Source organism: Streptomyces sp. NPDC002566, from assembly GCF_042889585.1.
GTDB lineage: Bacteria > Actinomycetota > Actinomycetes > Streptomycetales > Streptomycetaceae > Streptomyces.
Window position 1 is genome coordinate 896,895 of the sequence record NZ_JBIARD010000002.1, and the last position, 13,320, is coordinate 910,214.

The following is a 13,320-nucleotide window of genomic DNA, read 5'->3' on the forward strand; positions in this document are numbered from 1 at the left end:
GAGAGCGGCGACCTGGATCGCCGTCACCACAGCGCCCACGACGGCGACGGGGAGCGCACGTTCGCCGCGCTGCCTCCCGCACCTGGGAGGGGGTTCGCGCAGACCTGGTGGGGGCGTGCCTGGCTGGCGGCCCTGGAGGACGGGGCGCTGGACGCCGAACAGGTGCGGACGGGGCGCAGGTTCGCGCGCGCGGGAGGCGTGGGCGCGATGTCGGTGCGGCCGGGTCGCGTCACCGCCGTCGTCCAGGGCCGTGACGGCGCGTCGCACCGGGCCGACGTACTGCTCGACGTCCTGTCGGACGCGCAGTGGGACCGGTTCCTCGACCTCACCGTGCAGCGCGCCGGTCATGTCGCCGCCCTGCTCGACCGCGAGATGCCGTCGCATCTCGTCGAGGACGCGGAGACGGCCGGCGTCGATCTGCTGCCCGGCCTGGGCGATCTGGAGGCGCGGTGCGACTGCGGCGCCTGGGACCACTGCGGTCACACGGCGGCGCTGTGCTACCAGGTGGCGCGGCTGCTCGACCAGGACCCGTTCGTCCTGCTCCTGCTCCGGGGACGCCCCGAACAGGCTCTGCTGGGCACTCTCCAGGCTCGCGCCGCCGCCCCGACCGGGGCTGCCTCCGCACCGCCGGAGGGGGTGGACGCGGCGGAGGCGTACCGCGACGGGCGTGCCCTGCCTCCGCTGCCCGCCGTGCCCGAGCTGCCGGCGCGGGCGGGCATGCCGCCCTCGTGGGACGCGGACGTTCCGCCCCCTGCGGACGTGGATCCGGCGGCGCTGCGAGCCTTGGCGGCGAGCACGGCGGCGGAGGCCTGGCGTCTGCTGGCGGGGGCGTTGAGCGAGGGGCCCGAACGGCACGCGTGGGCAGCGGGGTTGACGACTGCTCAGGACGCCGTGCGGCTGGCGGCGATTCGTGCCGACGACGCCGTTCCGCCGGACGCCGTGACCCAGCGCCTGGCCGTCGGCTCGGGGCGCAGTCCCGAACAGCTGGCCTCGGCGGTGCGGGCCTGGCGGCTCGGGGGCGTGGCCGCCCTCTCGGTGCTGGAAGAGGAGTGGAGCGTCAAGGGCGAGACGCTCGCACGCGTGCGTGCCGCTCTCCGGTCCGCCTGGGACGACGACCAGCGGCCACCGCTGACGGCGAGGGCCAACCGGTGGACCGTCACCGGGACGTCCTCACAGTTGAGGCTGGGCCGCGACGGCCGCTGGTGGCCCTACCGCAAGGAGCACGGACGCTGGACGCCGGCGGGCGCCCCCGCACTCGACCCGGCCACGGCACTGGCTTCGATCGGCACCGAGGGCGAGGACGGCGGGTGAGGCGGAGGGCGGGGCCGGACCTCGGGTGACGACGGAACCGGGACCCCACGCGTGCCCGTCGGGCAGGGAGCCGTGGACAGGGCGAGATCGACCGACAGTCGCCGCTCGTACCCGCGACCGACGTCGGCCGGGATCGCGGGCGCCGGTGGTCCGCCGCCCTGGCCGAGGGGCCGTTCTACGTATCGTTCACGTTGATCACTATGGTCATGCTTCCGCTGACCGCGGAACGAAACGATGCATCACGAGAACGGGGAACCGATGACGCTGACCGGCTTCGACAAGTGCGAACGGCTGATATGGGCGGGCCGTGGCGCCGCCTACGCCGCCAGTTACGCCAAGCTGTGCGCCCATCCGGTGCCACTGCTGCTGGACGCCGTGGAGGCGGGGCCCGGCGTGCGGCTCCTGGACGTGGGGACCGGGCCGGGCACGGTGGCTGCCGCCGCCTGTTCACGAGGCGCGACGGTGACGGCCGTCGACGCGGAGCCCAGCATGATCGAGCTGGCCGAGCAGGCAGCGCCGACCGCACACGTACGCGTGGCCGCCCTGCCCGAGCTGCCCTTCGCCGACGACGAGTTCGACGCCGTGGTGGCCAACTTCGTGTTGAACCACGTGGGCCGACCCCAAGTCGCCCTGGGAGAGTTGCGCCGCGTCCTGAAGCCCGGGGGCAGGATCGCGCTGACCATCTGGGCCGCGCCGCCTGCACCGGGGCAGGCCCTGCTCGGCCGCGCGATCCAGGCCGCGGGTGCGGAGCGTCCGCCCCACCTGCCCACGGGGCTCGCCGCCGAGGACGACTTCCGCCGTGACGAGAGCGGCCTGGCCGACCTGTTGACGGCGGCGGGGTTGCGGGAGGCGGACTGCGAGACCTTGCGCTGGGACCACCGCACGAGTGTCGACGAGTGGTGGAGCGGTCCCGCGAGCGGCGTGGCGTTCGGCGGCCAGATGGTGCAGAGCCAGACCCCTGAGGTCCGCGCCGAGATCAGGCGCCACTTCGAGCTCTTCGCTTCGGAGTTCGCCGACGACACGGGCGGCCTGACGCTGCCCCACGCCGCGCTTGTGGCTCGCGCGCGCCGCTGACGTCGTAAGGCAGCACGCATACGCTCGGGGCACGCGTACGCGTACGGCAGCCGCACGCGCGCCACGCGTGCGTGCGGGCCTCGCATGGCACACACGTGCGCGTGCCGCGTGGTGCACCGGACGGCACTCGGCTACGGCAGTGATCCGCCCAGGGAGGGCAGAAGCGATTCGAGGTCGCTCGGCAGCTCGCTCGGAAGCTCTGTGGGCAGCTGTGTCGGCAGCTCGGTGGGGAAGCCGGACGGCAGCCCGGTCGGGAGGCCTGAGGGCAGTTCGCTCGGGAAGCCGCTCGGCAGTTCCACCGGGAGGCTGGCCGAGGGCGCGGGAGAGGAACTGCCGCTCGCGGGAGGGCCGTCGTCCGGCGAGTCGCCGCCGCCGGTGGCCATCACCACCACGGCGACGACGGCCACGGCGAGGGCCAGCAGCGCCAGCACGGCGATGAGCGGGTTCCTCCGCCTACCCGGGTCGCTGGGCGGGTCCGGCGGCGAGGAGGGCGGCCCGAAGCCGCCCCAGGGCGGCGTGTCGTCGGGCCCGGAAGGCCCGGGCGGTCCCGACGACCAGGGCGGACCAGGAGGGCCAGGGGGGCCGGGAGGGCCCGGCGGCTGGGGCGGTACGGGCGGCGTGGCCATGCGTCCAGCGTCGCCGCGCACCGCCCGGCGCGCGACCTCCGCACGGAAGTTGGTACGCGCTCATGCCACGGAAGGCATGATTCCGGCGTATTCCGTGCGGAGCCCGCACCTTTCCGTGCAGAGGCCGCCATGACGGGCATCCGCCTCGCGGCCGGCTCACTGCGGCCGGCACGACCCCTCGACCGACCGGCCGACCGGCCCGCACGCACACGCGTGCGTGATCAGCCCCTGGCGCCCAGCAGATGGTCCATGGCCAGCTGGTCAAGCCGCTCGAAGGCCATCCCGCGGGTGGCGGCCGCGTCGGCGTCGAAGTCCTCGAACGCCGTGCGGTCGGCGAGCAGGCCCTGCAGACCGTCGGCGGCGGTGGCCTGGGCCAGCTCGTCGAGGCGGGAGGCGCGCAGGGCCTCCTGGACCTCGGGGTCGGCGCGGAAGGCGGCGGCGCGCTCCTTGAGGATCAGGTAGTTGCGCATGCAGCCCGCGGCCGACGCCCACACGCCGTCCAGGTCCTCGGTGCGCGGCGGCTTGAAGTCGAAGTGGCGGGGGCCGGTGTAGCCGGCGCTCTCCAGCAGGTCGACGAGCCAGAAGGCGGAGCGCAGGTCGCCGGCGCCGAAGCGCAGGTCCTGGTCGTACTTGATGCCGGACTGGCCGTTGAGGTCGATGTGGAAGAGCTTGCCCGCCCACAGCGCCTGCGCGATGCCGTGCGGGAAGTTCAGGCCCGCCATCTGCTCGTGGCCGACCTCCGGGTTGACGCCGTACAGCTCGGGCCGCTCCAGACGCTCGATGAACGCGAGCGCGTGGCCGACGGTCGGCAGCAGGATGTCGCCGCGGGGCTCGTTCGGCTTGGGCTCGATGGCGAAGCGCAGGTCGTAGCCCTGGGAGGTGACGTACTCGCCGAGGAGGTCGAACGCCTCCTTCATGCGGTCGAGGGCCGCGCGCACGTCCTTGGCGGCGCCGGACTCCGCGCCCTCACGGCCGCCCCAGGCGACGTAGATCTTCGCGCCGAGCTCGACGGCCAGGTCGATGTTGCGGATCGTCTTGCGCAGGGCGTAACGGCGTACGTCACGGTCGTTCGCGGTGAACGCGCCGTCCTTGAAGACGGGGTGGGTGAACAGGTTGGTGGTGGCCATCGGCACGGTGAGGCCGGTGGTGTCCAGGGCCTGGCGGAAGCGCTTGACGTGCTCCTCGCGCTCGCTGTCGGAGGACCCGAACGGGATCAGGTCGTCGTCGTGGAAGGTCACGCCGTAGGCGCCCAGCTCGGCCAGGCGCTGCACCGTCTCGACCGGGTCGAGGGCACGCCGCGTGGCGTCGCCGAACGGGTCCCGTCCCTGCCAGCCGACGGTCCACAGACCGAACGTGAACCTGTCCTGCGGGGTGGGCTGGTAGCTCATGCCACGGCTCCTTGCTCGAAGACTGTCTCGCCACTGTCTCGACGACTGTTCGCCGACTATTTCGTCATGGCCGTTTACAAATTAGTATGCGGACGCATCTCTGGGAAGACAGATCCCGCAGAGCCGCGCAAAAACTTGAGGAGAGCCCGATGTCAGCAGCCGAGGGTCCGCTCGTCGTCGGCGTGGACACGTCCACCCAGTCCACCAAGGTGCTGGTCGTCGACGCGGCCACCGGGCAGGTCGTCGCGAGCGGCCAGGCGCCGCACACGGTGACCTCCGGCGCCGGCCGGGAGAGCGACCCCCGCCAGTGGTGGGACGCGCTGCGGGAGGCGCTGCGTCAGTGCGGCGACGCGGCGCACGAGGTGGCCGCCGTGTCCGTCGGCGGCCAGCAGCACGGGCTGGTGACACTGGACGAGCACGGTGAGCCGGTGCGTCCCGCACTGCTGTGGAACGACGTGCGCTCGGCACCTCAGGCGAGCCGGCTCGTGGAGGAGCTGGGCGGGGCGAAGGCGTGGGCGGAGCGCACCGGTTCCGTCCCGGCGGCCTCGTTCACGGTGACGAAGTGGGCGTGGCTCGCCGAGCACGAGCCGGACTCCCTGCGGGCGACGAAGGCCGTACGGCTCCCCCACGACTACCTCACCGAGCGGCTCACGGGCGAGGGCACGACCGACCGGGGCGACGCCTCCGGCACCGGCTGGTGGGCGTCCGGGACGGAGGGCTACGACGAGGAGATCCTCGCCCATGTGGGTCTCGACCCCGCGCTGCTCCCGCGTGTGGTGCGGCCCGGCGAGGTGGCGGGCACCGTACGCGACAGCCACGACCTGCCGTTCTCCAAGGGCACCCTGGTGGCTCCGGGCACCGGCGACAACGCGGCGGCCGCGCTCGGCCTCGGGCTGCGTCCCGGCACCCCGGTCCTGAGCCTCGGCACCTCGGGCACGGTGTACGCGGTGTCGAAGCGGCGTCCCGCCGATCCCACCGGCACGGTCGCCGGCTTCGCCGACGCCCACGGCGACTGGCTCCCCCTGGCCTGCACCCTGAACTGCACGCTCGCCGTCGACCGCGTCGCGGCCCTGCTCGGCCTGGACCGCGAGGCCGTCGAGCCCGCCGCCGGACTCACCCTCCTCCCCTACCTGGACGGGGAACGCACGCCGAACCTGCCGAACGCCTCCGGCCTCCTGCACGGCCTGCGCCACGACACCACCGCCGGCCAGCTCCTCCAGGCCGCCTACGACGGCGCCGTCCACTCCCTGCTCGGCGCGCTCGACCTCGTCCTGGAGGAGGACGCGGACCGCTCGGCGCCGCTGCTCCTGATCGGCGGCGGCGCCCGGGGAGCGGCCTGGCAGCAGACGGTGCGCCGGCTGTCCGGGCGGCCTGTGCAGATCCCCGAGGCCAAGGAGCTCGTGGCGTTGGGCGCGGCGGCGCAGGCGGCCGGACTGCTGACCGGCGAGGACCCTGCCGCGGTCGCCCGGCGCTGGAACACCACGCGGGGCCCGGTCCTGGACGCCGTGGAGCGGGACGAGGCGACGCTCGCGAGGATCGCCGGGGTACTCTCCGACGCGTCCCCGCTGCTGGAGCGGTCCGAGCGGAGCACGACCGTCCGCTGAACATCAGACTCACCGGTGAAGCGACAGACACACCGGTAAAGCGATAAAGGTATGTCGGTATGACCGCACCGCCACACGACGCCCGCCCGACCGGCCGCGCCCGCGCGCTGCCCGACACGCAGCAGGGCATGCGCCGGCGCAACCTGGCCCGGGTGATGCACGCCGTCAGCGCCGAGGGGTCGCTCTCGCGGGCCGCGGTCGCCTCACGCATCGGTCTGACCCGGGCGGCGGTGTCGACCCTCGTCGACGAGCTCATACGCTCCGGCCTGATCGAAGAGCTGGGCCCGGAGCGGCCCGGACGCGTGGGCCGGCCGGGCTCGGCGCTCGCCGTGAGCGGGCACGGCCCGGCGGGCATCGGCGCCGAGGTCGGCGTCGACCACCTGGCGGTGTGCGCCGTCGATCTGCGCGGGGAGGTCCGTGCGCGTGCCGTGCGGCACGGCACGAACCGGGGCCGGGCCCCCGAGCCGGTGATCGGGGAGCTGACCGGCCTGGTGCGCCAAGTCGTCGCGGAGGCGGAACGCGAGGGGCTGTGGCCTGCCGGGCTCGCCGTGGCCGTCCCCGGCCTCGTCGCCCGGGACGGCCGCACGGTCGTCCGCGCGCCGAACCTCGGCTGGAACGACGTGGATCTCGGACCGCTGCTGCCCGACGCGTACCCGCTGACGGTGGACAACGAGGCCAACTTCGGCGGGCTGGCCGAGCTCTGGCTGGTCGAGGACACCCCGCGGGACTTCGTGCACGTGTCGGCCGAGATCGGCATCGGCGCGGCGCTGGTCGTGGAGGGCAGTCTGCTGCGCGGCACACGCGGGTTCGCGGGCGAACTGGGCCACGTACCGGTCCGCCCCGACGGCCCCGCGTGCGTGTGCGGGGGGCGGGGCTGCCTGGAGCAGTACGCCGGCGAGGAAGCGGTGCTGCGCGCGGCCGGCCTGGAGCCGGGCGGGGACCGCGTGGGCCTGCTCGCCGGCCGGGCGACGGACGGCGACGAAGACGTACGGCGCGCCCTGCGCGAGGCGGGCACGGCGCTGGGCATCGCCCTGACCGGGGCGCTCAACCTGCTCGACCCCGAGGGCGTCGTGCTGGGCGGCGCTCTGGCGGGGCTGGCGCCGTGGCTGCTGCCGTCACTGGAATCGGAGCTGGCCCGGCGCACCGCAGGCCCCCCGTGCCCCGTCCTGGTCTCCCGGCTGGGCCCGGAGGGACCACTGCTGGGAGCGGCGCACTCCGTGGTACGGACCGTGCTGGACGATCCGGCGGCGCTGTCGGGGCGGTGACGGGCTCCTCCGCCCCCTCCCACCCGTCAACGGCACCTGCCGTGACGTGAACCGCGTAACGCAGTTGCAACCCGCGCCGCACACCCCCGCCCCGAACGGTTGTCTCGGCGCGCACTCGGAGTGACGATGTCCCCAGCATCGCCTTCGGGAGGCCGACTTGACCGATCCCTGGGTGGCCCTGGAGCCGGGGGCCGACCCCGCCGAGCGGGTACGGACCCTGCGGCGTGCCCACGAGACGTTCACCGCGGCGGGCACGGTGCCCCGGCCGGTGCGGGCCGTCGTGGCCGACTCGTGGCGGCGTTCGGCGCGAGCAGGCGTGGGCCCCGACGGTACGGCGGACGTGGAGTTGACCGACGGCGACCTCGGCGCCCATCGGGCCGAGCATCCGCTGGCGCGGGTGATGCCGCTGTTCCGCGAACTCATGGGCACGTTCGCCGCCGACGGGGAGCACCTCCTCGCGGTGTGCGACGCACACGGCCGGCTGCTGTGGGTCGAAGGCCACCCGGCGACGCGACGGCAGGCGGGGCGCATGAATTTCGTGCCGGGGGCGCGATGGGCGGAGAACGCGGTCGGGACGAACGCGCCGGGCACGGCCGTCGCCGTGGACCGTCCGGTTCAGGTGTTCGCGGCCGAGCACTTCATCCGCCGGGTACAGCCGTGGACGTGCGCCGCGGCCCCGGTGCACGACCCCCGCACCGGGCGGGTGCTGGGCGCGGTGGACATCACCGGAGGGGACGGGCTGGCGCACCCGCACAGCCTGGGTTTCGTCCAGGCGGTCGCGCGCGCCGCGGAGTCCCAACTCGCGTTGCTCGCGCCGGAGCGTCCACGGTCCACCATGCTCGAGCTGGCCGCGCTGGGCCGGGAGGAGGCGCAACTGATCTTTGCCGGAAGGACGTTGAGGCTGAGTCCCCGGCACAGTGAGATCGTGGTGCTGCTCGCGCACCATCCGGAGGGTCTGACCGGGGACGAGCTGCTGTGCGCGCTGTACGAGGACGAGTCGGTGACGCCGGTGACACTGCGCGCCGAACTCGCCCGGCTGCGCGGGGTGTTGGGTCCAGGGCTGTTGGCCTCCCGCCCGTACCGACTGACGGCGGCCGTCGAGTCGGACGTCACGGCCGTCGAACGGCGCCTGGCGGCAGGAGCGGTGACGGCGGCCGTTTCCGCCTACGCGGGGCCGCTGTTGCCGGCGTCGCGGGCGCCGGCGGTCGTACGGCTCAGGCGTCGCCTCGCCGAAGCCCTGCGCGCGGCGCTGATCGCCCGCAGCGACCCAGATCTGCTGGCGGACTGGGTGTACACGCCGTGGGGCGAGGACGACCTCGCCGTGTGGCGGGCGCTGGCGGCGGCCCGTCCCACGGCGGCGATCCGGGCGCGCCTGTGCGCGCTGGAGTCGGAACTCAGGGCGCCGGGGCACTGGCCGCGCGTGTAGACGTGCCGCTGCCGCGGGAGCACGGCGACCGCCGCCGCCCTCGCAACGTCCCTGCAACCTCCGCTTCCCTAACCTCCGGCGGAGAGCTGCCCGACGGCGGGCAGCGCTGCTGAGGGAGGCAGGCCACCATGACCCGTTTCGCGGCGCCCGGCACCGAGGGCGCGATCGTCTCCTACCAAGCGCGTTACGACCACTTCATCGGCGGCGAGTACGTACCGCCGGCTCGAGGGCGGTACTTCGAGAACCCGAGTCCGGTGAACGGGCAGCCTTTCACCGAGGTGGCGCGCGGTACGGCGGAGGACGTGGAGCGGGCGCTGGACGCGGCGCACGCGGCCGCGCCGGCCTGGGGCCGCACCTCGGCGACCGTGCGGTCCGACGTCCTGCTGAAGATCGCCGACCGCATGGAGGCGCATCTGGAGTCGCTCGCCGTCGCGGAGAGCTGGGAGAACGGCAAGCCGGTGCGCGAGACGCTGGCCGCGGACATCCCGCTGGCCATCGACCACTTCCGCTACTTCGCCGGCGCGGTCCGCGCCCAGGAGGGCGCCCTCAGCGAGGTGGACGACGACACGGTGGCGTACCACTTCCACGAGCCGCTGGGTGTCGTCGCCCAGATCATCCCGTGGAACTTCCCGATCCTGATGGCCGCTTGGAAGCTCGCTCCCGCGCTGGCGGCGGGGAACGCGATCGTCATCAAGCCGGCCGAGCAGACTCCCGTCTCGCTCCACTACTGGATGAGCCTGGTGTCCGATCTGCTCCCGCCGGGCGTCGTGAACATCGTCAACGGCTTCGGGGAGGAGGCGGGCAAGCCGTTGGCGTCGAGCCCGCGGGTGGCCAAGGTGGCCTTCACGGGTGAGACGTCCACGGGCCGGCTGATCATGCGGTACGCGGCGGAGAACCTGAAGCCAGTCACCCTGGAACTGGGCGGCAAGTCGCCGAACATCTTCTTCGACGACGTGTGGGACAAGGACGACGACCTGCGCGACAAGGCCCTCGAAGGGTTCACGATGTTCGCGCTGAACCAGGGCGAGGTGTGCACCTGTCCGTCGCGCGGCCTGATCCAGCGTGGCAACTACGGCGACTTCCTGCGCGCGGCCGTCGCCCGCACGGAACTGATCAAACCCGGCCACCCCCTCGACACCGACACGATGATCGGCGCCCAGGCCTCCGGCGACCAGCTCGCGAAGATCCTCTCCTACATCGACATCGGCAGGCAGGAGGGCGCGAAGGTCCTCACAGGCGGCGAACGGGCTGAGTACGACGGCGAGTTGAAGGGCGGTTACTACGTCCAGCCGACGGTCTTCGAGGGCCACAACCGCATGCGCGTCTTCCAGGAGGAGATCTTCGGCCCGGTGGTATCCGTCGCCTCCTTCGACGACTTCGACGACGCCATCGAGATCGCCAACGACACGTCGTACGGCCTCGGCGCCGGCGTCTGGACCCGGGACATCAACACGGCGTACCGCGCGGGCCGGGCGATCCAGGCGGGCCGCGTCTGGACGAACTGCTACCACGCCTACCCGGCCCACGCGGCCTTCGGCGGCTACAAGCAGTCGGGGATCGGGCGCGAGACGCACAAGATGATGCTGGAGCACTATCAGCAGACGAAGAACCTCCTGGTGTCGTACTCGCCGAAGAAGCTGGGCTTCTTCTGAGACGCGAAAGAGGCGCCTGAGCTGGGCCTTTGCCCGTCAGGCGCCTCGCTCTCGGGGCGGTCGGCATCGAGCCTGGTTTGCGAGGCGCGCCTCCCGATGTCTCCGACAGCTGAGGTGGAGTCAGGTGAGGTTCCACTTCTGGTTGGTGCCGCCTGTGCAGGTCCACAGTTGGACCGGGGCGCCGTTGGCGGTGGAGGCGCCGGTGACGTCCAGGCACAGGCCGGACTGCACGCCGGTGACGGTCCCGTCGGCGTTGAGGTTCCACCGCTGGTTGGCCCCGCCGTTGCAGGGCCAGGTCACCACCTTGGTGCCGGCGGTGGTCTGGTGGTTGTAGGCGTCCAGGCACAAGGTGGTCCCCGACACGGTCGCCGTCAGCTGCCCGGATGCGGTACGGGTCCAGATCTGGCCGGCCCCGCCCTGGCAATCCCGGATCTGCAACTGCGTACCCTCCGTCGTCGATGCGTTCGGCACGTCCAGGCACTTGCCCGCGCCCATCGCACGCAGCGCACCGGAGGTGCTGGGTGGCGGGGTGGTGCCGCCGCCGTCGAGACCGAGGAAGGTGACGGCGTAGGCGAGCATGCCGGGCTGCGGCAGGGTGTGACCCGTGCCCGCGATGCTGATGCCTTCGACCGGGGACTGCGGGCCGGTGCCGCCGTAGCGGGTGCGGGTCCAGGAGGACCGCGGCTGATCGGTGACGGCGGGTGTCTGGCTCAAGGCGTGGAGGTTCGTCCACTGCTTGATCTCCTCGCCGAAGTTGGGATAGGCGAGGGTCGTGTCGGTGGTCCCGTGCCACAACTGCATGCGCGGGTAGCGACCGGTGTAGCCCGGATACATGGAGCGGGCCAGGTCCCCCCACTGCTGAGCCGATTTGACGACGTTTCCGCCGGAGCACTGGCTGTTCCACTGGGAACCGTCCCTGGTGGCGAAGCAGCCCGCCGGCACGCCGGAGAACGCGGACGCGGCACTGAAGACGTCGGGGTACTCGGCGGCCAGCACATTCGCCATCATGGCTCCCGACGAGAATCCGCTGACGACGATGCGGGCCGGGTCGACGTTGTAGTGCTGCCGCGTGTAACCGACCATCGACATGATGCCGGTGGAGTCGCTGCCGCCGTTGCGCTTGAGTGCCGCCGGTGACGAGACGTCGAAGCAGTGCCCGCTGCGGGTGGCCTCGGGCAGGACGACGATGTAGCCGTACCGGTCGGCGGCGCTGACGTAGTCGTGTCCGTTGCCGCCGAAGATCGCCCCCGCCGAGCCCCCGCAGTAGTGGACCAGGACCAGCACGGCGGGCTTGGAGGCCAGGCGGTCGGGCACGTAGAGGTACATGCTGAGGTTGGTGGGATTGTTCCCGAACCCGGTGATGTGGGTCAGGCTCGCCGCGGCCGCGGGTTGGGGCACAAGAAGCGTGAAGGCCGCGGCCAGTGGCAACAACAGCATCGCCAGGACCGCGCGCAGAATGCGTCTCACGAGTGACCTCGTTTCGGTGATCGGTATGGGCACGGTCTTGCCTGCCTGGAGCGGCACGATGGCGCCGTAGACGCGCAGAAGGTGCCGACGCTGCGGGTTGCGCCCCGGTTCGTATGCGGGGCCAGGCCCGTTGGATGCCGTGCCTGGCCCCGGGGTGTGTCAGTTCTCCAGGCGCCACCGCTGGTTCGCGCCGCCCGAGCAGCTCCACAGCTGGATCTTCGTCCCGTTGGCGGTCGCCTGGCCGCTGGCGTCCAGGCAGAGTCCCGACTGCGCCGCGGTGATCGTGCCGTCGGGACTGATGTTCCACTGCTGGTCCGCCTGACCGTTGCAGTCCCAGATCGCCGCCGGCGTGCCGTTGCCCGCCGCCTGGCCCACGCCGAGGCACTTGTTGCCGTAGACCACCAGCTGCTTTCCGGTGCTGTAGGTCCACCGTTGGTTGGAACCGCCGTTGCAGTCCCACAGTTGTGCCTGCGTGCCGTTGGTCGTGGTCAGGTTGTTGATGTCGAGGCAGCGCCCCGACTGCTGGCCGATGATCTTCTGGTTGCCGGAGGGCTGCGGATCCGGCGGCGTCGTGCCCGAGCCGAACTGTGTGAAGAACTGCCACACCGCCGCCGACGTCCAGGTGCGCCAGCCGCTGCCGGTGGAGCCCTCCACGGGACCGGGGTCATGGCCGCCGTCGAACGCGGCCCAGACGACCGGGTATCCGGACCGGCACCCGGAGTACGTGGTGATGATGTGCGTCAGGCTTCCCTGACGGGGCTCGGGCGGGTTCTGCCGGGTGCAGCCGTTGTTGCGGACGAAGGTGTCGCGCAGTTCCCGTCCCAGCGAGATGGGCAGCACGTTGTCCCTGATGCCGTGCAGACCCATGTAGGCGATGGGCTGTGTGCCGCCGTTGCACCCGCTGAGGTTGGCGCCGGAGTAGACCGCGACCGCGCGGAAGACCGTGGCCCGGGAGCAGGCGAGAGCGTACGACATCCCGCCGCCGTAGCTGAAGCCGCCGGCGAACACCTGGGTGGTGTCGACGCACAGGCCGGCTTCGATCTGGTTGACCAGGGCGTCGACGAAGGCCAGGTCCTGGCCGCCGGGGTTGGCCCAGCCGTTGCCGTTGCCCTGAGGTGCGACGAAGATCGTGCCGTTGTTCGCGTTGTCCGCCAGGCGCCTGAGGCCGTAGTAGGACCAGTTGTACCCGTCCGTTCCGCCCGAGTCGACGTCGTTCGCGGTGCCGCCCCGCCAGTGGAAGCCGAAGATCAGCCGGTAGGGGCGGTTGCTGTCGTAGCCGGCGGGGACCCGCAGGATGTAACTGCGGTTCTGGCCGCCGCTCTGGATCGTGTGGTTTCCACTGGTCAGCGCCGGGGGCTTGCCACAGCCGGGGCTGGCCGCGGCGGCCTTCGTCACCGACGCGGGTGCGCCGAGGCCGCTGCTGAACGACGTGCCCGCGGCCGCCAGGACGAGAAGCAGCGCGGCCACGAGGGACATCAAGAGCGGTTTGCGTTTCATGCTCTCCTTC

At 72.5% G+C, this 13,320-nt stretch carries 10 protein-coding genes; 6 read left to right on the forward strand and 4 right to left on the reverse strand.

Annotated elements, in window-relative coordinates; genetic code table 11:
* Nucleotides 1-12: 12 nt before the first annotated feature.
* Both ACFYXA_RS11080 and ACFYXA_RS11085 read left to right on the forward strand, forming a co-directional pair.
* Nucleotides 13-1,311 (forward strand): SWF or SNF family helicase, encoded by a 1,299-nt coding sequence (locus tag ACFYXA_RS11080; RefSeq protein ID WP_389031690.1) that lies wholly within the window; start codon nt 13-15, stop codon nt 1,309-1,311.
* A gap of 234 nt (nt 1,312-1,545) precedes the next feature.
* The gene (locus tag ACFYXA_RS11085) at nt 1,546-2,385 is read left to right on the forward strand and encodes a class I SAM-dependent methyltransferase (RefSeq protein ID WP_389030885.1); all 840 of its coding nucleotides are present in this window, start codon (nt 1,546-1,548) and stop codon (nt 2,383-2,385) included.
* Nucleotides 2,386-2,516: 131 nt separating this feature from the next.
* Here ACFYXA_RS11085 and ACFYXA_RS11090 read toward each other — a convergent pair whose 3' ends face one another.
* Both ACFYXA_RS11090 and xylA read right to left on the reverse strand, forming a co-directional pair.
* Nucleotides 2,517-2,816, reverse strand: a complete 300-nt coding sequence (locus ACFYXA_RS11090; RefSeq protein WP_389030889.1) for a hypothetical protein — start codon at nt 2,814-2,816, stop codon at nt 2,517-2,519.
* Between the two features lie 416 nt (nt 2,817-3,232).
* On the reverse strand, nt 3,233-4,399 hold the full coding sequence (xylA, locus tag ACFYXA_RS11095; protein ID WP_389030892.1) for a xylose isomerase: 1,167 nt from the start codon (nt 4,397-4,399) through the stop codon (nt 3,233-3,235).
* 149 nt (nt 4,400-4,548) lie between these two features.
* On the opposite strand from xylA, the gene xylB reads away from it, so the two are divergent.
* The 4 genes from xylB (at nt 4,549) to ACFYXA_RS11115 (ending at nt 10,346) form a co-directional block, all read left to right on the forward strand.
* A complete protein-coding gene (gene xylB / locus ACFYXA_RS11100; RefSeq protein ID WP_389030895.1) occupies nt 4,549-6,003 on the forward strand; it encodes a xylulokinase in 1,455 nt (484 codons plus the stop codon).
* A gap of 59 nt (nt 6,004-6,062) precedes the next feature.
* Nucleotides 6,063-7,268: an ROK family transcriptional regulator gene (locus tag ACFYXA_RS11105; protein WP_352246948.1), complete on the forward strand. Its 1,206-nt coding sequence runs from the start codon at nt 6,063-6,065 to the stop codon at nt 7,266-7,268.
* Between the two features lie 157 nt (nt 7,269-7,425).
* Nucleotides 7,426-8,694 (forward strand): GAF domain-containing protein, encoded by a 1,269-nt coding sequence (locus ACFYXA_RS11110; protein WP_389030898.1) that lies wholly within the window; start codon nt 7,426-7,428, stop codon nt 8,692-8,694.
* Between the two features lie 128 nt (nt 8,695-8,822).
* A complete protein-coding gene (locus ACFYXA_RS11115; RefSeq protein WP_389030901.1) occupies nt 8,823-10,346 on the forward strand; it encodes an aldehyde dehydrogenase family protein in 1,524 nt (507 codons plus the stop codon).
* 120 nt (nt 10,347-10,466) lie between these two features.
* On the opposite strand, the gene ACFYXA_RS11120 is transcribed toward ACFYXA_RS11115, so the two are convergent.
* Nucleotides 10,467-11,813, reverse strand: coding sequence for a PHB depolymerase family esterase (locus ACFYXA_RS11120; RefSeq protein WP_389030904.1), 1,347 nt, complete (start codon nt 11,811-11,813; stop codon nt 10,467-10,469).
* Between the two features lie 159 nt (nt 11,814-11,972).
* On the reverse strand, nt 11,973-13,289 hold the full coding sequence (locus tag ACFYXA_RS11125; protein ID WP_389031693.1) for an RICIN domain-containing protein: 1,317 nt from the start codon (nt 13,287-13,289) through the stop codon (nt 11,973-11,975).
* Nucleotides 13,290-13,320 lie beyond the last annotated feature (31 nt).

Excerpts from the sequence above, each read along its gene's own strand:
- ACFYXA_RS11125 (WP_389031693.1), bottom strand. The coding sequence starts at position 13,289 with ATGTCCCTCGTGGCCGCGCTGCTTCTCGTCCTGGCGGCCGCGGGCACG.
- ACFYXA_RS11085 (WP_389030885.1), top strand. The coding sequence starts at position 1,546 with ATGCATCACGAGAACGGGGAACCGATGACGCTGACCGGCTTCGACAAG.
- ACFYXA_RS11115 (WP_389030901.1), top strand. The coding sequence starts at position 8,823 with ATGACCCGTTTCGCGGCGCCCGGCACCGAGGGCGCGATCGTCTCCTAC.
- ACFYXA_RS11105 (WP_352246948.1), top strand. The coding sequence starts at position 6,063 with ATGACCGCACCGCCACACGACGCCCGCCCGACCGGCCGCGCCCGCGCG.
- xylB (WP_389030895.1), top strand. The coding sequence starts at position 4,549 with ATGTCAGCAGCCGAGGGTCCGCTCGTCGTCGGCGTGGACACGTCCACC.
- xylA (WP_389030892.1), bottom strand. The coding sequence starts at position 4,399 with ATGAGCTACCAGCCCACCCCGCAGGACAGGTTCACGTTCGGTCTGTGG.